The organism is Stappia sp. ES.058 (assembly GCF_900105595.1).
GTDB lineage: Bacteria > Pseudomonadota > Alphaproteobacteria > Rhizobiales > Stappiaceae > Stappia.
Genome location: NZ_LT629784.1, coordinates 244,744 through 265,438, shown reverse-complemented (window position 1 = coordinate 265,438; position 20,695 = coordinate 244,744). Strand labels below are relative to the sequence as shown.

The 20,695-nt window shown below is 63.9% G+C and carries 18 protein-coding genes; 4 read left to right on the top strand and 14 right to left on the bottom strand.

Annotation, left to right across the window (positions count from 1 at the left end; all coding sequences use genetic code 11):
• The first annotated feature begins 53 nt into the window (after positions 1–53).
• Complete coding sequence (gene xseA / locus BLU32_RS01240; RefSeq protein ID WP_093804628.1) at positions 54–1,487, top strand: exodeoxyribonuclease VII large subunit; 1,434 nt, start codon at positions 54–56, stop codon at positions 1,485–1,487.
• Between the two features lie 122 nt (positions 1,488–1,609).
• On the opposite strand, the gene BLU32_RS01235 is transcribed toward xseA, so the two are convergent.
• From BLU32_RS01235 to BLU32_RS01205, 7 genes are all read right to left on the bottom strand, one after another.
• Entirely contained in the window at positions 1,610–2,125 is a 516-nt protein-coding gene (locus BLU32_RS01235) for a type II toxin-antitoxin system YhaV family toxin (protein ID WP_093804627.1), read from the bottom strand.
• Entirely contained in the window at positions 2,122–2,448 is a 327-nt protein-coding gene (locus tag BLU32_RS01230; protein ID WP_093804626.1) for a type II toxin-antitoxin system PrlF family antitoxin, read from the bottom strand. The genes BLU32_RS01235 and BLU32_RS01230 overlap by 4 nt, the downstream gene beginning before the upstream one ends.
• Positions 2,449–2,653: 205 nt before the next feature.
• Positions 2,654–4,021: a TRAP transporter large permease gene (locus tag BLU32_RS01225; RefSeq protein WP_093804625.1), complete on the bottom strand. Its 1,368-nt coding sequence runs from the start codon at positions 4,019–4,021 to the stop codon at positions 2,654–2,656.
• On the bottom strand, positions 4,018–4,695 hold the full coding sequence (locus tag BLU32_RS01220) for a TRAP transporter small permease subunit (RefSeq protein WP_093804624.1): 678 nt from the start codon (positions 4,693–4,695) through the stop codon (positions 4,018–4,020). Before BLU32_RS01220 ends, BLU32_RS01225 begins: the two co-directional genes overlap by 4 nt.
• A gap of 216 nt (positions 4,696–4,911) precedes the next feature.
• Positions 4,912–5,922, bottom strand: a complete 1,011-nt coding sequence (locus tag BLU32_RS01215; RefSeq protein ID WP_093804623.1) for a C4-dicarboxylate TRAP transporter substrate-binding protein — start codon at positions 5,920–5,922, stop codon at positions 4,912–4,914.
• A gap of 253 nt (positions 5,923–6,175) precedes the next feature.
• Entirely contained in the window at positions 6,176–7,642 is a 1,467-nt protein-coding gene (locus BLU32_RS01210; RefSeq protein ID WP_244501773.1) for a sigma-54 dependent transcriptional regulator, read from the bottom strand.
• A complete protein-coding gene (locus tag BLU32_RS01205; protein ID WP_093804622.1) occupies positions 7,639–9,510 on the bottom strand; it encodes an ATP-binding protein in 1,872 nt (623 codons plus the stop codon). The genes BLU32_RS01210 and BLU32_RS01205 overlap by 4 nt, the downstream gene beginning before the upstream one ends.
• A gap of 54 nt (positions 9,511–9,564) precedes the next feature.
• Here BLU32_RS01205 and BLU32_RS01200 point away from each other — a divergent pair, with 54 nt between their 5' ends.
• Positions 9,565–10,719: an acyl-CoA dehydrogenase family protein gene (locus BLU32_RS01200; protein WP_093804621.1), complete on the top strand. Its 1,155-nt coding sequence runs from the start codon at positions 9,565–9,567 to the stop codon at positions 10,717–10,719.
• Positions 10,720–10,818: 99 nt separating this feature from the next.
• Here the strand turns inward: BLU32_RS01200 and BLU32_RS01195 are convergent, their stop codons facing one another.
• Positions 10,819–11,307 carry a fasciclin domain-containing protein gene (locus tag BLU32_RS01195; protein WP_093804620.1) on the bottom strand — a complete coding sequence of 163 codons (489 nt, stop codon included), beginning with the start codon at positions 11,305–11,307 and terminating at the stop codon, positions 10,819–10,821.
• 584 nt (positions 11,308–11,891) lie between these two features.
• On the opposite strand from BLU32_RS01195, the gene BLU32_RS01190 reads away from it, so the two are divergent.
• Both BLU32_RS01190 and BLU32_RS01185 read left to right on the top strand, forming a co-directional pair.
• Positions 11,892–12,719: a universal stress protein gene (locus tag BLU32_RS01190; protein ID WP_093804619.1), complete on the top strand. Its 828-nt coding sequence runs from the start codon at positions 11,892–11,894 to the stop codon at positions 12,717–12,719.
• Positions 12,720–12,919: 200 nt separating this feature from the next.
• Positions 12,920–15,637 (top strand): bifunctional acetate--CoA ligase family protein/GNAT family N-acetyltransferase, encoded by a 2,718-nt coding sequence (locus BLU32_RS01185; protein WP_093804618.1) that lies wholly within the window; start codon positions 12,920–12,922, stop codon positions 15,635–15,637.
• A gap of 15 nt (positions 15,638–15,652) precedes the next feature.
• Here BLU32_RS01185 and BLU32_RS01180 read toward each other — a convergent pair whose 3' ends face one another.
• The 6 genes from BLU32_RS01180 to BLU32_RS01155 form a co-directional block, all read right to left on the bottom strand.
• Complete coding sequence (locus BLU32_RS01180; protein WP_093804617.1) at positions 15,653–17,335, bottom strand: thiamine pyrophosphate-binding protein; 1,683 nt, start codon at positions 17,333–17,335, stop codon at positions 15,653–15,655.
• 146 nt (positions 17,336–17,481) lie between these two features.
• On the bottom strand, positions 17,482–17,862 hold the full coding sequence (locus tag BLU32_RS01175; protein WP_093804616.1) for a hypothetical protein: 381 nt from the start codon (positions 17,860–17,862) through the stop codon (positions 17,482–17,484).
• 478 nt (positions 17,863–18,340) lie between these two features.
• Positions 18,341–18,886 (bottom strand): GcrA family cell cycle regulator, encoded by a 546-nt coding sequence (locus BLU32_RS01170; RefSeq protein ID WP_157727439.1) that lies wholly within the window; start codon positions 18,884–18,886, stop codon positions 18,341–18,343.
• A 262-nt stretch (positions 18,887–19,148) separates the two neighbouring features.
• Positions 19,149–19,571 (bottom strand): hypothetical protein, encoded by a 423-nt coding sequence (locus BLU32_RS01165; RefSeq protein ID WP_093804614.1) that lies wholly within the window; start codon positions 19,569–19,571, stop codon positions 19,149–19,151.
• Between the two features lie 169 nt (positions 19,572–19,740).
• The gene (locus BLU32_RS01160; RefSeq protein ID WP_157727437.1) at positions 19,741–20,163 is read right to left on the bottom strand and encodes a hypothetical protein; all 423 of its coding nucleotides are present in this window, start codon (positions 20,161–20,163) and stop codon (positions 19,741–19,743) included.
• 192 nt (positions 20,164–20,355) lie between these two features.
• On the bottom strand, positions 20,356–20,547 hold the full coding sequence (locus tag BLU32_RS01155; RefSeq protein WP_093804612.1) for a hypothetical protein: 192 nt from the start codon (positions 20,545–20,547) through the stop codon (positions 20,356–20,358).
• Positions 20,548–20,695 lie beyond the last annotated feature (148 nt).

Sequence of the window (20,695 nt, the reverse complement as noted above, 5' to 3'; positions counted from 1 at the left end):
CGGGCGGCGGGTGCGCTCCCCTCGCGGTCTCCCAACCGCGCGCAGGACACGCCTTGGCCGACAGCAGCAACATCGCCGAATACTCGGTGTCAGAGATTTCCGGCGTGATCAAGCGCACGATGGAAGACACCTTCGGCCATGTGCGCGTGCGCGGCGAGTTGGGGCGGGTCTCGCGCCCGGCGTCGGGCCATCTCTATCTCGACCTCAAGGACGAGCGCGCGGTGCTGTCGGGCGTGATCTGGCGCGGTCAGGCGGGACGGCTGAAGATCCAGCCCGAGCAGGGGCTGGAGGTTATCGCCACCGGCAAGCTCACCACCTTTCCGGGCCAGTCGAAATACCAGATGGTGATCGACACGCTGGAGCCTGCCGGCGTCGGCGCGCTGATGGCGCTTCTGGAGGAGCGGCGCAAGAAGCTCGCCGCCGAAGGGCTTTTCGCGACGGAGCGCAAACGCGCGCTGCCCTATCTGCCGCGGGTGATCGGCGTCGTCACCTCGCCGAGCGGCGCGGTGATCCGCGACATCCTGCACCGCATCTCCGACCGGTTTCCGCTCACTGTCATCGTCTGGCCGGTGCGGGTTCAGGGCGAGACCAGCGCGCGCGAGGTCGCAAACGGCATCGCCGGCTTCAACAAGCTTGAAAAGGGCGGCCCGATCCCACGCCCGGACCTCATCATCGTGGCGCGCGGCGGCGGGTCGCTGGAGGATCTTTGGGGCTTCAACGACGAGATCGTGGTGCGCGCGGCCGCCGCCTCCGACATTCCGCTGATTTCGGCGGTCGGCCACGAGACCGACTGGACGCTGATCGACCACACCGCGGACCTGCGCGCGCCGACGCCGACGGGGGCGGCCGAATTCGCCGTGCCGGTGCGCGGCGAACTGATCGCCACGCTCGACGATCTCGCGCGGCGGCAGATTTCCGGCCTGTTGCGACTGGTCTCGGCCAGGCGCACGGAGCTGCGCGCCGCCGCTGCCGCCCTGCCCTCACCGCGCGATCTGCTGGCGCTGCCGCGCCAAAGACTCGACACTTACAGCGAACGCCTTGCGCCGGCGCTCAAGACCTCCTTGCGCGACCGGCGTTCCCGGCTCACGACGGCCACCGCGCGGCTGTCGCCGCACACGTTGTCGCGGGCGGTGTCGCTGGCGCGCGAGCGGCTTGCCGGGCTTGAGGGCCGCATGGCGCGTGCGCACCGGCAACGTCTTTCAACCGAGCGGGCCCGGCTCACCGCCTCCGCAAAGCTCCTGGACAGCCTGTCCTACCGCAACGTGCTGGCGCGCGGCTATGCGCTGGTGCGCGACGAGACGGGCACGCCGGTACGCTCCGCCGGTCAGATCCAGCCCGGCTGGCGGCTGTCCATCGAATTCGGCGATGAAAGCCGGCTGGACGCCATGGCTGTGTCCGAGGACGCTGCCGCTCCCGCCGTCAAAAAAACGCGCAAGACGAAGCCGAAGGCCCCCGCCACGCCGAAGGATCAGGGCTCGCTGTTTTGAGGGGGTGGGATAGCTAAAGTCAGCTTGGGGCCGCCGGAGGATCCTGGAGACGGATCTTGCGGAAATGAACCATTGGACGCGTGGCACTCATGGTCCGGGCCAGGACATTCCCGGTCAGAAGTTCACTCGTCCGAACCAATATTTATGACAGCTGCCAATCGCTCGGAGCCCCCTTTCGATTCCCGAACAAGCGCGTCAAAATCGTCCGGTGGATTGCCGTCATCCAACATGCCCTTGAAAATCAGATATGCATCCTTCTTGCTGCCATAGGCCCGCAAGGTGTTCTGGTCATTTACCCAGGCAAGAACGATAATCCTGGACTTGCTGTCGAAGCGAAAAAACAGTCGGTACTGCTGAAAGAACTTCGCCCGGAACCAGTGCTTTCGGTCGACACCGAGCGTATCGCCTTGCCGGAATTTGGCGTCAGCAGGATTGGAAGGAATCACTTCAGTCGCGAGTTTCACAATCGCGGCAAGCCGTTTCGTGCAGTTCTTCTTCTTGTAGCCGTCGGGATCGAGCGCCCTGCGGCGCTCCACTTCTTCGATCAGACTCTTGAGCTGATCGAGAAAAACGGGGTGCCCATAGAGAAACCAGCCGTTGACAATCAAGGGCGAATTGCCGCCTGACGCCGCTGTCATTCGTCGTCGGGCGACAGCGGCGCGTCCAAGTCGACATCGACACCCTCAACCAGGTCGACGGCGTGCCGGACCGTGTTTTCGTCGACCGCCCGCAGACGCTCAGGATGCGCTGCGATGTCTTTTTCAAGGAAATCGAGGAACGCGCCAAGTGCAGGATCAGGTTCGGGCTCTCGAACCGCTTCGATATAAACGCGACCGTTCGCCTCGGTGCAGTAGCGAATGCGATCACCCTTGCCGAGCTTCAACTGGTTTCGCACGCCACTTGGCACCGTCGTCTGATAACGACCGGTAAGCTTGGAGATCTCGGGTGCGAGCACAGTCATTTCCGTTTCCCTGAAAGTACGGCATAAAACGCAGGTTAAGGTAATGCAATTGCATTACCATGTAAAGATCAATGGGGCACCTCGCCTCATCCCGCCGTCGCGCACTCATCTCATTCCCATGCCCTACCCACGAAATGCCAAGATAAAAAAGGCGCCCGTTTCGTGTCTTGGAAAGGCAGGCACGGAACGCGCCGGCCCCAGCCCCTCACATGATCGACGGCAGAAAGGTGACGATCGAGGGGAAGGCGACCAGTCCGCCGATGGTGAGAATGTCGGCGATGAAGAACGGCGTGCAGCCGCGAAACACTTCCTGTACGGGGATGTCGTCGCGCACGCCGGCCACCACGAAGCAGTTCAGCCCGATGGGTGGCGTGATCAGACAGAGCTCCGCCATCTTGACCACCAGAATTCCGAACCAGATCGCGCACAGCTCTCCCGACATGCCGAAGGTGCTGTCGGCGGCCGAGACCGTATCGCCGCCATTGAGCGCCATCACCGCCGGATAGACCACCGGCAGGGTGAGGATCAGCATGCCGATGGCATCCATGAACATGCCGAGCACCGCATAGGCGCACAGGATCAGCACCAGCACCAGCCAGGGCGAGAACTCCAGCGAGACGATGAAATCGCGGAACGCCTCGGGCAATTGCGCGAAGCCGAGGAAGCGGACATAGACCAGCACGCCCCAGATCAGCGTGAAGATCATCACCGTCAGCTTCGCCGTCTCATGCAGGGCCTGCCACAGCTGCTTGCCGCGCATGCCGTTGACGAAGGCGGAGATGAGCACGACGAAGGCACCGAGCGCACCGGCCTCCGTCGGGGTCGCATAGCCGAAGTAGAGCGAGCCGAAGATGATCACCACCACCGCGATGATCGGCAGCGTGCCGGGCACGGAGGCGAACCGCTGGCTCCAGGTGAAACCGCGCACCGGCGGAGCGTCGCCTTTCCAGATCGCCATGCCGACGATGATCGCGACATAGACAATCGCCGAGAACATGCCGGGCAAAAAGCCGGCGATCAAAAGCTTGGCAACCGACTGCTCCACCAGGATGGCGTAGATGACGAGGATCGCAGATGGCGGAATGAGCGAGGCGAGCGTCCCGCCGGCCGCAACCACCGCCGAGGACAGGCGCTTGGAATAGCCGACCGCGAGCATTTCGGGAATGGCAACCCGGGCAAAGACGGCGGCTGTTGCCACCGAGGCGCCCGACACCGCGGCAAAGCCGGCCGTGGCGAAGACCGTCCCCACCGCCATGCCGCCCGGAAGCCAGCCGAGCCAGCGCTTGGCCGCCTCGAAGAGCTGGCGGGTGAAGCCTGCGTAGAAGGCCAGAAAGCCGATCAGGATGAACGTCGGCAGCACCGACAAGGAATAGGTGACGGATTTGGAATGCGGGATCGTGCCCGCCATCTTCAACGCCACGATGAAGCCGCGCTCAAAGCCAAGCTTCTGGGTGAAGATCGCGATCAGGCCGACGACGCCGACAAGGGCGGCGGCAAAGGCGACGCGCATGCCGAAGATGACCAGCACCAGCAGCACGCCGGTCATGATCAGGCCGATATCGAAGGGGGTCATCGGCGCGGTCCTTTCCCGGAGCCGGCATCAGGGCCGTCAGTGTTCGCATCACTTGAGCCGTCAGCGGCTCCGTCGAAGGTTTCCTCGATCTCGTGGCGTGCCTGGGTCTCGATATCGGCAAGCACCGGAACCGCGATCGGTTCCGCTTGCGGATCGCGCACCAGCCGCAAGTAGCCGTAGATCTGCAAGGTCAGGCGGAGCAGCAGCACGGACAGCGCGACCGGGATCACCAGCTTCGATGGCCAGGTCGGCAGGCCGATGTCGATGGTGCTGTCGCCAATGCTCCAGGAGCGCTTGAAATGGAACCATGACCCGTAGACCAGGGCAGCGACGACCAGCCAGATCAGCAAGACGCCGACGCATTCCGCGATCCACAGGGGGCGACCGGAGAGTTTGCCGAGGAAGAGCTCCATGCGGATGTGTCCGCCCAGACGCTGGCAATAGGCAACGCCCATGAAGGCAAAGACGGCCATCGCCTGTTCCGTGATGTCGATGAAGCCGGGGACCGGCAGGTTGAAGGCGTTGCGGCCGACGATCTGCATGACGGCGAGCAGCATCAGCGCGAGAATGCTGGCGGCGGCGACCATGTTGAACGCGTTCTCGACCGTGGCCAGCCATCCGTCGAAACGGATGTAGGTCTCGGGCCGTCCACGCGTGGCGGAGGAGGATGTCATGAAGAACTCCAGCCAGCCCGCTCGATGCCGAGCCGGGTCGGGACTACAGGGATCCAGACGCAAGGACACAGGGTTTCGGTGGGGCCGGGCACCGCCTCACGGCGCGACAACGCAGAACAAGACCACAACGCGCGGAAGCTGCAAAAGGCCGGAACCGAAAAGGAACCGGCGCAGGCTGCTGCGCCGGTCTTTTGCGCTGGATATCAGCGCGTTGGATCAGTTCAGCTTGGACTGAACCATATCTAGGAGTTCCTGTCCGGGAATGCCCTTGGCTTCCATTTCGGCGACCCAGGCATCCCAAAGCGGCTGACCGGCCTTCGCCTTGAAGGCGTCAAGCTGGTCCTTGGGGAAGGTGATCTGCTCGATGTTCATTTCCTCAAGCGTCGGGTACCACTTGTCGTAGACCTTGGCGTAGGTCGCCAGATAGTGGTCGATTGCCCCTTCGATAGAGGAATCGAACGCCTCGCGGTAGTTGTCGGGAAGCGCGGCATAGGCGTCCGCGTTGACCACGATCGGGCAGTTCACCGTGCCGGGGTTCAGGTTTGTGGTCCACCAGCTGCCGGCTTCGACCGTCTTGAACGCCAGATGGGCATGCGGCGCGAAGGAGGCGGCGCGCACCGTGCCGGAATCGATCGCCTGGAAGGTTTCCGATGCGGTCACGGTGGTGGGTACGGCGCCGATGGTCTCCATCGCGCTGCCGATGCCGCCGAGCGCGCGCACGCGCATGCCCTCGAAGTCAGACACCTTGGTCGGAGCCTCGCCCTTGCCGACGAAATTGTACTGCGGCATCGGCGAAGACATGATCAGCTTCGCGTTCCAGCGCGCCAGATCCTTCTCGACCGCCGGATGGGCATAAAGCGCGCGGTCGAGTTCGACCTGCGTCTCAAGGTCCGGCACGCCCAGGAACGGCAGTTCCAGAACGGTCAGCGTCGGGTTCTTGTCGGCATGGTAGGAGGCGCAGAACTGCGCCATCTCGAAGGCGCCGATGGAGATGCCGTCGAGGTTTTCGCGCGACTTCGACAGGGATTCGCCATAGGCAAGGTTCAGCGTGAACTCGCCGTCGGTCTTTTCGCTGACGAGTTCGGCGAGCTTTTCGACATGTTCGGTGAAGGCGCGGCGCTTGCCCCAGAGCGAGACGTTCCACTCAAGCGCGATCGTCTCGCTGGCGAAGGTGAAGCCAAGAACGGCAGCCGTGCCCAGCACGGCCAGCTTGCGGCCTGCGGTCATATCAGTCCTCCCAAGAATTTCGTTCGGTTATGCACCGGCCCTCCCAGGCCGGCGTCCGATATTGTTCACGCAAGCACCATGCCAGCATCTTCGTCGCTCATGCAAGAGAGCGCACGAACACGACGTCAACCGAGCGATATCCCCGCGTTTCCGCTTGGGAAGCCCGCCGCGCGACCGCCTTCTTTTCAAGTGAAATTCAGATCAACTTCGGCAATATCTCGCCTACTCCGAGTCAATATCGGCAAATTATTGCTTATTTTGAGCGCTCCGCGTCCGCCTCCGCGATCTCGCCCCGGCTCAGGCCAAGACGCGCCATCTTCTCGTTGAGCGTGCGGCGTGGCAGGTCAAGCTCGACGAGCACCGGAGCGATGCTGCCCGCGTGACGGGCGAGCGCATCGGCGATCACCCGGCGCTCATGCGCTTCCATCATATCCTTGAGCCGCCCGCGCGGGGCGGGGTCGCCGCCCGCGTCGCCGATCACCAGCGAGCACAGCGACCGCGCGCCCATCGCCGCGTTGAGCACGAAGCGTTCGGCGGCGTTGCGCAATTCGCGGACGTTGCCGGGCCAGTCGTGGGTCGCGAGAAAAGCGGCATCGTCGGCGGTCAGTTGCGGGTGCTCGCAGCCATAGTCGACGGCAAAGCGGTTGGCGAAACTGTCGAACAGGAGCCGCGCGTCGCCGGCCCGCTCCCGGAGCGGGGGAATGCGGATCTCGACCGCGTTCAGCCGGTAAAGCAGATCCTGGCGCAGCCGTCCCGCCGCAACGCTCGTCTGGGGATCGACATTGACCGCGCTCAGCACCCGCACATCGATCGGGACGGGCCGCGCGCCGCCCAGCCGGTCGACCTCGCGCTCCTGCAGGACGCGCAGGAGTTTCGGCTGCAACAGCAGGGGCATGGCGGAAATCTCGTCGAGAAAGAGCACGCCACCGTCGGCCTGCTCCATCCGCCCCACGCGCAGTCGCTCGGCCCCGGTGAAGGCGCCGGCCTCATGGCCGAAGAGCTCCGCCTCCACCATCGTCTCCGGCAGCGCCGCGCAATTCACCGCAACGAAAGGTCCCTTTGCGCGTACGGACAGGTCCGACAAGGCGCGCGCGACCACTTCCTTGCCGGTCCCGGTCTCGCCGACGATCATCACAGAGGCATCGGTGCGGGCGAAATGCGAGATCTGCTCGCGCAACCGGCGCATCTCGGCACATTCGCCGATCAGTCGCGCCTCCAGCCCCTGGAGATCGTCGAGCCGACGGGTCAGCGCGCGGTTCTCCAGAACGAGGTGGCGGTGCGCCACCGACCTGCGCACGACAGCTGCGACCACGTCCGGATCGAACGGCTTTTCGATGAAGTCGGCGGCGCCGTGGTGCATTGCCTCGACCGCCATCGACACATCGCCATGTCCGGTCAGGAGCACCACCGGCAATTCCGCATCGATGGCCTTGACCTTGCGCAGGAGATCGACGCCGCTGGCGCCCGGCAACAGCACATCGGTGACGAGACAGCCGGCGAAATCAGGTGTGAGCAGCGTCAGCGCCTGTTCGGCATCCACCGCCTCGACCGGTTCGAAACCGGCAAGCCGCATCCATTGCCTGAGACCGGCCCGCATCGACGGATCGTCATCGACGATCAACACGGGCGGGCGATCGGACGGATGGTCGGCCGGGCGCGCAGCCTCGCGGTCCGGCGCGTTTGCCGCAGCGGTGTCCAGGTCTCTTGAAGAGTCGCTCACGTTGCCTCGATCTCTCGTTCGGCAGGCCGGGCGACATTGCCGGGATTCCGGTCTTCCGTCCGCCCCGTCGCCTGCCGCGCCTGCGGCAGCGACAACACGAAGGCCGCACCCCCGCTGACGCTGTCGTGAATTTTCAGGGTTCCGCCAAGGTCATCGACGATCCGCGCCGAAATCGCAAGCCCGAGCCCGAGCCCGCTGGCCGCCGGCTTGGTGGAAAAGAATGGCTCGAAGATCCGCTCACGCAGGTCCTCAGGAATGCCCGCTCCATTGTCGGCGATCTCGATCAGGATGTGGCCGTCTTGCGTCCAGGCCCGCGCCTCGACACACGGGGCGGGAGCAAGATGACAGGCATCAATGGCGTTGCGCAGGAGGTTGACCAGAACCTGCTCGACGCGCAGCGGCGCGGTGGAGGCGGGAAGCGCGGCCCCGGTCAGATCGAGATGCAGCGCAACGCCGGTTTCCTCGATGCGCGGGCGGACCAGCTTGGCGCTGGTCTTGAGACAGTCGCGCATGTCGACCGTCTCGATGCGCGATTCTCCGGGCCGGGCCAAGCGTTTCAATTCCTGCGTCAGGCTCGCCATCCTCAGCCTGAGCGCATCGATCTCGTCGAGGTTTTCCAAAACCGCTGTCGCCTCGCCGCGTGCCTGATAGAGCCTTGCGCCGGAGACGAACATGCCAAGCGCCGCCAGCGGCTGGTTGAGTTCATGGGCGACCGCCGCCGACATTTCGCCAACCGCCGCCAGACGGCTCGCACGGGCAAGCCCGGCCTGCGCCTCGCGCAGTTCCGTTTCCACCCGGCGGCGCTCGTCGATCTCCCCAACCAGACGGCTGTTGAGATCGCGCAGCCCGGCGGCATCGCGCTTCAGGCCGGCGGTCAGTTGACCGAGGCGGCGACCGCGCACCACCAGCATTGCGACGACATACAAGAGGATGAGGGTCAGCGCGCCGGCCCAGACGATCCCCCTCACCGCCTCGATCTCGGCGCGCGGCGTGAAATAGTGAATGGTCCAGTCCAACAGGCCGACCTTCAGCCGCGCCTGGCGATAGGGCGTTCCGGCGATCGCGATTTCCTGCGCGTCGGCATCGCCCTCCTGGAGGCTCGACAGGCGCACCCCGCCGTATTGCCGGTTTTCGCGGATCGCGGCCACCACCATGTCGGTCAGCGGGGCGATGGAGGCATAGCGCCAGGCGTCCTGCGTTCCGAGGAAAACGACGCCATGGACGTCGGAGACGATCACCGTCTCGCCGCCGTCGCGCCAACTCTGCTCCAGCCGGTCCATATCGACCTTGACGACGACAACGCCTTGCACGGCCGCGTCTTTCGGTGTGGCGCGGGCAAAGAAGAACCCGGGCTTTCCGGTGGTGGCGCCGACCGCGAAGAATTGCCCCTCGCCGCCATCGCGTGCGGTCTGGAAGTAGGGGCGGAAGGCATAGTTGCGCCCCATGAAGGAGCTGGCCGTATCGAAATTGCTGGCTGCGACCGTGCGCCCCTCGGCGTTCATGACGTAGAGCGCTTCCGCGCCGGTCGCCGCCGTCAGATCCTTGAGAAAGAGATTGGCCGCCTCCGCCTGCTGCGGGTCCTCCAGAACCGCCGTCGCGCGGGGATCGCGCGCAACGAGATAGGGAAGATAGCGGAACTTCTCCAGCTCCCGCAGCAGGGTCTCGCGATAGAGGGTGAGCCGCTCGCGGGCGCGCGCATCGCTGCTGGCCTCGGACTGGCGCTCGACCCAGTCGGCGGCGAAAACCGCGGCCGCAAGCACGCCCAGAACGGGAAGAATCAACAGGGCAAACCGCAGAAACCCCTGCGGCGCATCGCGGTCCGGCGTGGACTTGCGCGGCGCTAGATCATATGTCTTTGCTCTCGTCATGGTGCTTCCAGCGGCACCGCGCCCCAGGGCCGTCGAAGACCGGAAAGGACGCCGATGCAGTTTTCATTGAGCGAAGAAGAGTATCTCATCCAGGACACCGCACGGAAACTGGCAGACGACAAAATCGCACCGCTGGCCGAAGGGCTCGACCGGGGCGAGGGTCGCGAAGCGTTTCTGGCCAATCTGAAGATGCTCGCCGAAAACGGCTACATGGGCCTGAACGTATCGGCGGACCATGGCGGCACGGAAGCCGGAACCGTGGCCTTCGCGCTGGCGGTGGAGGAGATCGGGCGCGCCTGTGCGGCGACCGGCGTCACCGTCTCGGTCTCCAACATGGTGGCGGAAGTGATCCAGGCGGTCGGCTCAAACGAGCAGCGCGAAGCCTATTTGCCGAAGCTGACGGACGGCACCTATTCCGCCGGCGCCTTCTGCCTGACGGAAGCGGGCGCGGGATCGGATCCCTCGGCGATGAAGACCCGCGCCGTGCTCGACGGCAATCACTATGTCCTGAACGGAACGAAGCTCTACATCACCTCGGCCGAATACGCCGGCGTCTTCATTGTGTGGGCCGTCACCGACCCGGACGCTCCCAGGGGCAAGGGCATCACCTGTTTTCTGGTGGAGGCCGGCACGCCAGGGCTCGTCATCGGCAAGGAGGAAAAGAAGATGGGGCAGACCGGCTCGGCCACCAATGAGGTCGTGTTGCAGGATTGCCGGGTTCCGACAAGTGCTGTGATGGGCAAGGAAAACGAGGGCTTTCGCATCGCCGTCGGAGAGTTGGCCGGCGGGCGTATCGGCATCGCCGCCCTAGCGCTTGGCATCGCCCGCGCGGCAATGGAGCGCGCAAAGGCCTATGTCGCGGAGCGCCGCCAGTTCGGCCACGCCATCGCCGACATGCAGGGCGTGCAATGGATGATCGCGGATCGCGAGACCGAGCTGGAAGCGGCACGGCTGCTGATCCTGCAGGCAGCGGCGCTGAAAGATGCCGGCAAGCCGTTTGCCCGCGAAGCCTCGATGGCGAAGCTCTTCTCCTCCGAGGCCGCCCAGCGCGCCACCTACAGCGCGCTCCAGCTTCACGGCGGGGCCGGCTACATACAGGACTATCCGCTGGAGCGCTTCGCCCGCGACGCCCGGATCACCACGATCTACGAGGGCACCTCGGAGATCCAGCGGCTGATCATCGCGCGTGAGGCGATGAAGGCGGTCTGATCCGGGCGCGGCGCGCCCGTCGAACGGAAAAAGGGGCCGGGACGGCCCGACCCCTCTTTTCGACGCGCGTCAGATGGTGCGCGGCGATGCGGTTCGCGCTCAATCGGACGGCAGGATGACCTTGTCGATCACATGGATCACGCCGTTGTCGGCCGCGATGTCGGCGTTGACGACATTGGCGCCATCGACGGTCACGCCGGTGGAGGACTTCACCACGGTGATGGTGTTGTCGCCGCCGGCCTTGAGCGTCTCGACTTCCGTCGTGTCATCGGGAATGTCGCCCGCCATGACTTTCTGACCGACCACATGGTAGGTGAGAATGGCAACCAGCTGATCCTTGTTCTCCGGCTTGAGCAGGTTTTCGACCGTGCCGTCCGGCAGCGCCGCGAAGGCCTCGTCGGTCGGCGCGAAGACGGTTAGCGGACCCGGCGCGCTCAGGGCCTCAACGAGACCCGCCGCCTCGGCTGCCGCAAGCAGCGTGTTGAACGATCCGGCATTCTTGGCCGTTTCGACGATGTTTGCCGCATTTGCCACGCCGCCAATTGCAAAGAGTGCCGCTGTCGCGATTCCGATTGTTATTTTACGCATTCTTGACTCCGTTATGACTTTCGAAGTTCGGCGACTTACGTTTTTAAGCCGCCATCAATACATTTTACGTTCCATTCAATTTATGGATTTTCATAATTCGTACAAAATGACACTCTATTTACACTTGATCCACAATCCTGAAATTCGCGTAGTCGCGGGCCTGCGCACTGCCAATAAAGCCGTTGGAACCGCATTCGCAAATCGCCATCAATTGATCCCGGTCAAGGATAGGATGCTCGCACCGGCCTAGGGTCAGTGCCTGTTGCTATGACTGAAATGGCGTTCGAGATGACGAGAGATGCAAGGAAAAGCCCGAAGAGCGGGACCGTTCCCCCGGTCGAGGGCTTTGACGCCGCAGGTCGACGTCAGCCCGAGCGTCCTTCGGATCGGGCGGATCCGCACGGGATACCATGTCGCAATCCCTTGAAAGGCTCCAGCCTTCCGGCGGGCTTGCTCCTCGTATCCGCACACATCCGCTCCGACCATCGCAGTCATATCAACAGGTCCTGACCCTAGGGTCTGTTGCGAATGCGACGGCTACTGGCTAACGTGCTGAACCGGCCACGGAACGGAGGGAATTCTACATGGCAATCAAAGACATCCTCACGCTCGTCGATCTGAACGGGAAACAGAAAACTGCACAGGTCGCGCTCGATCTCGCCGCGCGCACGGGGGCGCATGCGACCGGACTGACCGTTGCGTTCGAACCCGTCGTGCCGGGGTTCATTGCGGCACCGATGCCGCCCGACTATGTGGAAATTGCTCGCAACCAGGCCTTGAAAGCGGCAAAGGCAGCCGGAGACGCGTTCACCGAGATGGCGCGCAAGGCCGGTGTTTCCGCCGAGGTTCGCACCGCGGAACTGATCACCGGCGGATCGACGGAAACCATTCTGGCGCATTGCCGGCTCACCGATCTCGTCATGATCGGCCAGGAAAACCCGGACGATCCGGAGCCCATGCGCGAAATGCTGATTGAATCCGTTCTGTTCGAGGCAGGCGTTCCCGTTCTGGTCGTGCCGTATATCGGCAGTGCGCTTCCGCTGAAGAACGTGATGGTGGCCTGGGACGGAAGCCCGACGGCGAGCCGGGCGGTGCATGCCGCGCTGCCCATGCTGCAAATGGCGGAAAAGGTGACCGTCATGATCGTCGAGACCGGGCGCCGAACGGCCGGCGAACCCGGAGCCGACATCGCCACCTATCTGGCCCGCCACGGCCTCAACGTGACCATCGATGTGGTGCCGCGGCCGACCTCCGGCGTTGCGGACGCCATTTTGAACTACGTGTCGGACAACGGCATCGACATGGTCGCGATGGGCGGCTACGGGCATTCGCGCATGCGCGAGTTCCTGTTCGGCGGTGCGACGCGCGACATTCTTGCGTCGATGACCGTTCCGGTGATGTTGGCGCACTGACCGCACACCACAGACTGGGCCTGTAGCGGGGGGAGCCTTTGCAGGCCCACATGGCACCGCCGCCGCGATCACGCGATGCGGCGGTGCCATGGATCTTTCCGGATTTGCATCCACATTCACGGGAGGCGTGGCCGCACAATCGGCCCCGGTGCAAGCGCAACCTCGATGCATGGCGCATCGACGGGTGAAGGATCCCGCTCGTGACCATTCGCAATCTCGAAGGCCTGTTTCGTCCAAGCTCGCTTGCGGTCGTGGGACCGAACCGGTTCGGATCCGATGCGCTCGACCTTTTGCTCAACCGCCTCGCCGACAGCGGGTTCCCCGGCTCGATGACACTGGTCGGTTGCGGCAAGGACGCGCCGTCCGGATTCCGCACGAAACGGCGCATCGAAGACCTCGACACCGCACCGGACCTGTTGCTCTATGTCGGCGATCCCGGGCGGGCAGCGCAGACCATCCGTGCAGCCGGCGCCGCGGGCGCGCGCGCGGCGGTGGCGCTTGCAAGCGGCTATGATCGCTGGAGCGATGCGCAAGTGAACGCGGCCCTGGCCGCGGCCCGGCCCAATACGCTGCGTCTGCTTGGTCCCGGCAGCCTCGGCATCGCCGCGCCGGGCGCACGCCTGGCCGCCCACCTTGGCGCCACCGGCGCGCAGACCGGCGACCTCGCCTTCATTGCCCGTTCCGGAACCATCGTGAATGCCACGCTTTCGTGGGCTGCCTCCAACCGGATCGGGTTCTCCGGAGCGGTCTCGCTCGGGCAACGCACCGACATCGACGTCTCGGACCTGCTCGACTGGTTTGCCCTCGACTACAAGACCCGCGCGATTCTGGTGCATCTGGAAACCGTCGCCAACCCGCGCAAATTCCTGTCGGCGGCGCGCGCGGCGGCCCGGTCGAAGCCCGTGATCGTGCTGCGCTCCGGGGCGAGCCGCGAAACGCGCGGCGAAGGACGCACGCATGCCGGACGGATCGCCGCGCCGGACGCCGTCTTCGATGCAGCCCTCGCCCGCGCGGGCGTGCTGCGCATCGACGACATCGACGAGATGTTCGAGGCGGCGGAAACCGTCACAAGGGTCAAGCCGGTAAAGGGTCGCCGTCTGGCCATCGTTGCCACCGGCGGCAGCCTGTCGACAATCGCAGCGGATCAATTGCAGCGCCAGGGCGGCACACTGGCCCTCCCGGGACGCGAGACCCACGACAGGCTCGCCGGCCTCCAGCGCCCCGGTGTGACGCATGTCAATCCGCTCACCCTGCATGAAACCGCCCAGGCACAGGCCTACGCGCAAACGGTCTCCGCGCTGCTCGACGACAGGGAGGTCGACGCCGTGCTGGCGGTGGTCGCGCCGTCCGCCTTTTCCCCCGTCTCCGCCATTGCGGAGGCGCTGGCGCATGCCCATGGGGCCCAGGGCGGCAGCCATGGATACGGGCGCAAGAAGCCCTTGCTGGTCGCGCTTGCCGCCGGTGCGCCCCTGCCGCGCCAGGCACTGGATGCAGCCCGGATACCAACCCATGCCAGCGCATTCGACGCGGTGCGCGCCTTCATGCATCTGGTACGCTACGCCGAAGGGCGCGACATGCTGATGGCGGCCCCGCCGAGCCTTCCGTCGGATTTTTTCCCCGATGTGAAAGCCGCGCGCGAGGTTGTGCGGTTCGCGCTCGCGCAAAACCGCACGTGGCTCATGCCGGCGGAGATTTCCAGGGTTCTCGATGCCTATGGCATTCGCCAGGTGCCGACCCGGCTCGCCGCCAGCCCCGCCGAGGCTGCGACACTTGCCGAAGCCATCTTGCAACAGGGATCAAGGGTGGCGCTCAAGCTCGTGTCGCCGGACCTGCCCTTCAAGTCCGATTTCGGCGGCGTGCTGCTTGATCTTGCGACGGCGCGGGCGGTGGAGGACGCGGCGGGCGCGCTGGCGGACCGCGTGCGACGCGACCATCCGGGCGCGGAGATCACCGGCTTCGCGCTGCAGCCAATGCTGAGCCAGGCCCAGGGCCACGAGCTGTTCGCCGGCCTTGCCGACGATCCGACCTTCGGGTCTGTGCTTGTCTTCGGACATGGCGGAACGGCGGTCGAGGTCATCTCGGACATCGCGCTGGCGCTCCCGCCGCTCGATCTGAACCTTGCCCATGCGCTGATCCGCCAGACCAGGGTCAGCAGGATGCTGGCGGGGTTTCGCAATCTTCCCCCAGCCGACATGAACGCCATTGCGCTGACCTTGGTGAAACTCGCACAGATCGCCGTCGATCTGCCCGAGATCCGCGAGTTGGACATCAACCCGCTGGTGGCGGATCGCTCCGGCGTTTGCGCAATCGATGCGCGTATCGCCGTTGCCGAGCCGACCACGCATGCCGGCCGGCGCGGCAGGTCGCGGCTGGCAATCGCGCCCTATCCCAAGGAGTGGGAACGCACGCTCGACCTGAAGGACGGATCGCACGTCCGCGTCACACCGGTGCGACCGGAAGACGAGGACCGCTACCGCACGTTCTTCGAAAGCGTGTCACCGGAAGACCTGCGGCTCAGGTTCTTCGCGCCCGTCAAGGAGTTCAACCACGCGTTCATGGCAAGGCTGGTGCAGCTCGACTACTCGCGCGCGATGGCCTTTGCGGCGAGCGATCCGCGGAGCGGCGAGATCCTCGGCGTGGTGCGGCTGCACGCCGACCCCGACCACCGCAGCGGCGAATACGCCATCCTCGTCCAGTCGACCCTCAAGGGACGCGGGCTCGGCTGGGCCTTGATGCAGCTGATCATCGACTATGCCGCCGCCGACGGCATCGAGACCATCAAGGGCGAGGTGCTGAAGGAAAACACCACGATGCTGGCTATGTGCCAGGCCCTCGGCTTTTCCGTGCGCTCCGCGCCTGACGACGATGCCATCGCGGAGGTGACGCTACCGGTCAATGCCGCGCCCGCAGGCCCCTGATCACGACACGGCCGGCTATCCCGCACGGATCTCGCTCAGCGACTTCACCGGCGTGATTGCTTCCGGGTCGAGCTTCAGATGCAGCAGCGCGGGTTTGCCGGAGGCTGTCGCGCGCTCGAATGCCGGGCCGAACTGCTCCGCCGTCTCCACGGTTTCGGCATGCGCGCCATAGGCGCGCGCAAAGGCCGCAAAATCCGGATTGACCAGCGTGGTTGCCGAGACGCGGCCCGGGAAATCGCGCTCCTGATGCATGCGGATCGTGCCGTACATGCCGTTGTCGACGGCGACAACGACGATGGCCGCGCCCTCCTGGGCAGCCGTGCCGAACTCCTGCATCGTCATTTGCAGGCAGCCGTCGCCGGCGAAGCACACGACGGTGCGCTCGGGATACTTCAGTTTGGCCGCGACCGATGCCGGCAGGCCGTAGCCCATCGATCCGCTCGTCGGCGCAAGCTGTGTGTTCATCTCGCGGAAGCGATGGAAGCGGTGCACCCACGTGGCGTAGTTGCCGGCGCCATTGGTCAGGATTGCGTCGGCGGGGAGGTTGTCCTCCAGCCACTCCATGACGTCCGCCATCTGCAGCGCGCCCGGCACCTTGGGGCGGGCCGAGGACCAGGCGAGATACTCATCATGCGCGGTCCTGGCGAGCCCCGCCCAGGACGTTTCATTGGGCGGTTGCAGGCCTTCAAGTGCTGCGCAAAAGCCGTTGGGCGAGGCGTTGACGGCAAGTGCCGGGCGGTAGACCCGGCCCAGCTCCTCGGCGCCGGCATGGACATGCACCAGATCCTGGGCGGGACCCGGGATATCGAGAAGCCCGTAGGACTGGCTCGGCATTTCCGAAAGCCGCCCGCCGACGATCATCAGCAGGTCCGCCTCGCGCACGCGTTTCGCCAGCGCCGGATTGACGCCGATCCCGACATCTCCGGCGTAGTTGGGGTGGAGGTTGTCGAACAGCATCTGCCGGCGGAAAGAACAGGCAACCGGGATCCCGAAACGTTCGGCAAAGCGCTGAAACGCTGCGCGCGCCGTCTCGCTCCACCGGCTGCCGCCGAGGATCGCGAGCGGTCGTTTTGCCGCCCAAAGACGCTTTTGCAGATCGGCCATCTGCGTCAGGCCGGGATGGGTCTCGATCGGCGTGAAGGGTGCGAGCGCCTGCGGCGCTGCGCATCGCGCCAGCATGTCCTCGGGCAGAGCCAGCACCACCGGCCCCGGCCGGCCGGAGGTCGCGGTGTGATAGGCCCGCGACAGCATTTCGGGAATACGCGCGGGATCCTCGATCTCCGCCACCCATTTGGCAATTCCGCCAAACATCTGCCGGTAGTCGACCTCCTGAAAGGCGTCGCGACCGCGCATGCCGGTCTCGATCTGGCCGACGAACAGGATCATCGGCGTGGAATCCTGCTGCGCGACATGGACGCCGGCGGCCGCATTGGTTGCGCCCGGGCCACGCGTCACCATGCAGATGCCCGGACGACCGGTCATCTTGCCCCAGGCATCCGCCATCATCGCCGCGCCGCCTTCCTGACGGCAGACGGTCACCGGAATGCTGGCGTCATGCAGGGCATCGAGAACGGGCAGATAGCTCTCGCCCGGCACGCAAAACACCCGTTCCGCGCCGAGCTCTTCAAGCGCACGCACGAGCAAGACGCCGCCGCTTGCCTGTTGTGGAGAAGGGGCCGATCCGTCAGCGCTTGTCATGATGCGTGTGTCCCCGATGTGTCGCTATGCCATTGCTCAATCCGGGGATATACACCGCCCACCGGGGGCCACGCAAAAGCGCGACCCTCCGCACCCTATTCCAATCCGGAATACCGGCGTGCCCGGCGGCCGGCCATTGAAGGATCTCAAAGATCCTGAACGGTCACGACCTGAAACGTGTGCAGCTCGCCATCATCATCCTTGATCGAGACATATTCACCGGGACGGAAGGGATGCGTGTTGAAGCGGTAGCCGGCTTCGTCGTCCTCGTCGCCCTCGATATCGTAGTGAAAGCCCCAGGAACCGCCCGGACGATGGCGCAGATGGCCAATGTCCTCTTCCTCGTCGGCCCAGAACCGGCGAACGCGGCAATGCTCCTTGTGCGCCTTCCAGGATGCGGGATCGATGTGATCCTCAGCATCGAGCGGCGCGATGAACTCATAGCCGTGACGAGCGGAGCCGTTCGGAAACTCCTTGGTGCGGGCGAGATTGAGACGGATTTTCTTCAGGCCGAAATGTGCGGTCATGAACGCACGGCTCCTTTCATTCGCAAATACTGAAACAACACGGTTGCCCGAAGCGGGTCTGAAGGCAATGAGCAAAATCAAACGGAATGGGTTTTGCGCGGCCGGAACACCGGCCCCGCGCCCCGCCGGGCGCAGATCAAAAATGGCGCGGCCCGAACACCGGCCCCGCGCCCCGCCGGGCGCAGATCAAAAATGGCGCGGCCCGAACACCGGCCCCGCGCCCCGCCGGGCGCAGATCAAAAATGGCGCGGCCCGAACACCGGCCCCGCGCCCCGCCGGGCGCAGATCAAAAATGGCGCGGCCCGAACACCGGCCCCGCGCCCCGCCGGGCGCAGATCAAAAATGGCGCGGCCCGAACACCGGCCCCGCGCCCCGCCGGGCGCAGATCAAAAATGGCGGGGCCGGAACACCGGCCCCGCCGGGGCAAACATCGGCTGCTTGGGAGGGAGATCAGACGACGCGTACCCGAACCATGCCGCTAGACCGCAATGGCCCGCATCGGAGCAATCCGCTTGACGTCAGGCTGCGTTGCACCGCTGCGACGGCGCCGAATGCCCTGATAGGCAAGACGATGATGAAACTCGCAGTAGGAACGATTGTTGTCCGCATCGCGGCTGCAGAAGTGGAAATCCGCGTCTGCCGGATCGCCGATCGGCCACTTGCAGGTCTTGCTGGTCAGCGTCATCAACGTGACACGGTCTTCCGAGGACACACTCGAGTGCTCGCTCTCGAAGGCGGAGGCCTCGAGGTCAAGGTCGTAGCGCGGGGTGGACCGGACGTCCGGTGCGCTGTCACGAACGGCCGGCTTGCCGCCGACACATGCAAGTGACGGCTGGCCACGCTGGACCCGCTGCTTGGGGCGATGGCTTGTCGACGGCGACCGTTTGGGAAGGCCCATGCGATGCGCCTTGCCGATGACCGCATTGCGCGTCACACCCGCCATGACATAAGCGATCTGGCTGGCGCTCAGGCCCTGAAGCCACAGTTTCCTCAAAAGATCTTCGCGTTCGGTTGTCCAAGCCATGTGTAGCCCCTGGTCTTTTTGGGTCGGCAGATCGCGGAACGCAGATACAGAGGATCTTGTTTCGCCGAGACGTCTTGCAGCGCCTCCGGCGATTACCGACTGTTGTTTGTGCACATTTCGCGATTGAGATCGCGGTGATCGACGATGCGCGGACCCTGTCCGCATTGCTACGTTGCCTTCGATGAACTCGCCATCGACTATGGCTAATTTATAGTGAACAAATCATTAATGGGTCAATTGATATTCATTTTCATTTTGATTATTACTTCTTTCTTTCCAGTATTATTGAATTTATCGAGCCAACAACAATATCCATTACTTCATTCTGAAATCTTTTATTAATATTTTCTTCAATTTGATCAGGATGTGCAAACTTCATTGAATTCGATATCGAGAACAGAAGTTTCTGATTCTCTTTCCGCATATCCAAAACACCCTCGGAGCACATTCTCTCGATCTTTCGTCGTGCCGTAGAGTAAGGAATGTTTGTTTCTTCAGAAATCGTTTCGATATCCGGGTCGACCTTGTTTGCATTTGCAATCGCTATTGTGGTCAATATCATAAGCTGACCAAGATCATCTACTTCATACTCTTCCATGAAACGAAACATGAGACTGAAAAACATTTCGTAGAGGCGCAGAATACGATGCGCCTGTGTCGGCAACTCTTCGTTCTGAGTCGGCACGCTCGCACCCCCCTCGTTTGTTTCGTCAATTTGACGAAGTTTGAGTGATTTTCAGTGTGTTTCAACCTCCTGCAACGCGCAGGCGTATCGTTGCCGCTAGGTTACATACTATAAAACAGTGGGAAATCATGGTTTTCCACATGTTTCGCACTGATTGCACTTGCGTCGGTCAATCTGTTGCAATGTCGAAAACCGTCGCCATGAGAACCCGGACCATGCCAACGGTCATGTCTGCGTCGGCACCTGGAGCTGCTTGCGTCCCGTCCTCGCGGCGGAACTCCCGGGCCGCATCGAAGAGATAGACGACGGATTTGCCGCGCCGACCTTTTCGAACCGTGCCAGAGGCCAGATAGGGTTTCAAACCACGCTCGACGGTCGAACGGGAGCTTTCCAGTTTTTCGGCGAGAAGTTCGGCATCCATCGGCGCACCGCGCAAGTCGCCGATGGCGACAAGGACCAGCATCAACACATCGCTCGCGTCCGAGGCCCCCAGACGCTCCTGCATTTGGAGGGTCAGATCGTAATAGACCTCGAGAAGACGTCTCAGGCGATAGTCGGTCGGGGCGGCGCCATCATCCATGGGTATGCTCATCACGCCTCCGATTTTACGGATCCAAGTGTATCGGAGCATATAGGAAGTGTAACCCTCGTTGGCGAAAAGCCCTTCAGGCGCGCGCTTGCGCTTTCCCGATCCTCAGGTCCTGGCGCAGCCTGCGATCCGTGCCCGGATGCCAGATGTAATGATCGAGCAGAGAGGGATGCATCTGAAATCCCGCCGTGAAGATCACGAAAAGGCGATCCATGTTGTCGTGCCGAGGATCATTTCCGTGCCCCCGACAGGCATCGATAGCGCGATGATCGCGAACCCGATCACAAACACAATGTCCCGGCGGGCGCTGAAGGCCCAGTGGGCCTTGGAAAACCGGACCAGAATGCCCGGATTGCCGGAATCACCACCCTGTTCGATCACCGTCACGCCGTGACCCCCTAAACTCCCTGCGATCATCATGCTATCGCAATGGTGAAAGTGTCGAAGACGCCCCATGGTCGCGTCTTTGCGGAACGCGCGCACGCGGCGCGTCTTCGAACGCGAAAAATGAGAGAGTGACGTTGCTCCGCGGAAT

Coding starts and splice junctions, on each gene's coding strand:
- BLU32_RS01235 (WP_093804627.1), bottom strand. CDS start 2,125: ATGACAGCGGCGTCAGGCGGCAATTCGCCCTTGATTGTCAACGGCTGG.
- BLU32_RS01230 (WP_093804626.1), bottom strand. CDS start 2,448: ATGACTGTGCTCGCACCCGAGATCTCCAAGCTTACCGGTCGTTATCAG.
- BLU32_RS01225 (WP_093804625.1), bottom strand. CDS start 4,021: ATGACCCCCTTCGATATCGGCCTGATCATGACCGGCGTGCTGCTGGTG.
- BLU32_RS01220 (WP_093804624.1), bottom strand. CDS start 4,695: ATGACATCCTCCTCCGCCACGCGTGGACGGCCCGAGACCTACATCCGT.
- BLU32_RS01215 (WP_093804623.1), bottom strand. CDS start 5,922: ATGACCGCAGGCCGCAAGCTGGCCGTGCTGGGCACGGCTGCCGTTCTT.
- BLU32_RS01205 (WP_093804622.1), bottom strand. CDS start 9,510: ATGACGAGAGCAAAGACATATGATCTAGCGCCGCGCAAGTCCACGCCG.
- BLU32_RS01200 (WP_093804621.1), top strand. CDS start 9,565: ATGCAGTTTTCATTGAGCGAAGAAGAGTATCTCATCCAGGACACCGCA.
- BLU32_RS01195 (WP_093804620.1), bottom strand. CDS start 11,307: ATGCGTAAAATAACAATCGGAATCGCGACAGCGGCACTCTTTGCAATT.
- BLU32_RS01190 (WP_093804619.1), top strand. CDS start 11,892: ATGGCAATCAAAGACATCCTCACGCTCGTCGATCTGAACGGGAAACAG.
- BLU32_RS01180 (WP_093804617.1), bottom strand. CDS start 17,335: ATGACAAGCGCTGACGGATCGGCCCCTTCTCCACAACAGGCAAGCGGC.
- BLU32_RS01175 (WP_093804616.1), bottom strand. CDS start 17,862: ATGACCGCACATTTCGGCCTGAAGAAAATCCGTCTCAATCTCGCCCGC.
- BLU32_RS01170 (WP_157727439.1), bottom strand. CDS start 18,886: ATGGCTTGGACAACCGAACGCGAAGATCTTTTGAGGAAACTGTGGCTT.
- BLU32_RS01160 (WP_157727437.1), bottom strand. CDS start 20,163: ATGAGCATACCCATGGATGATGGCGCCGCCCCGACCGACTATCGCCTG.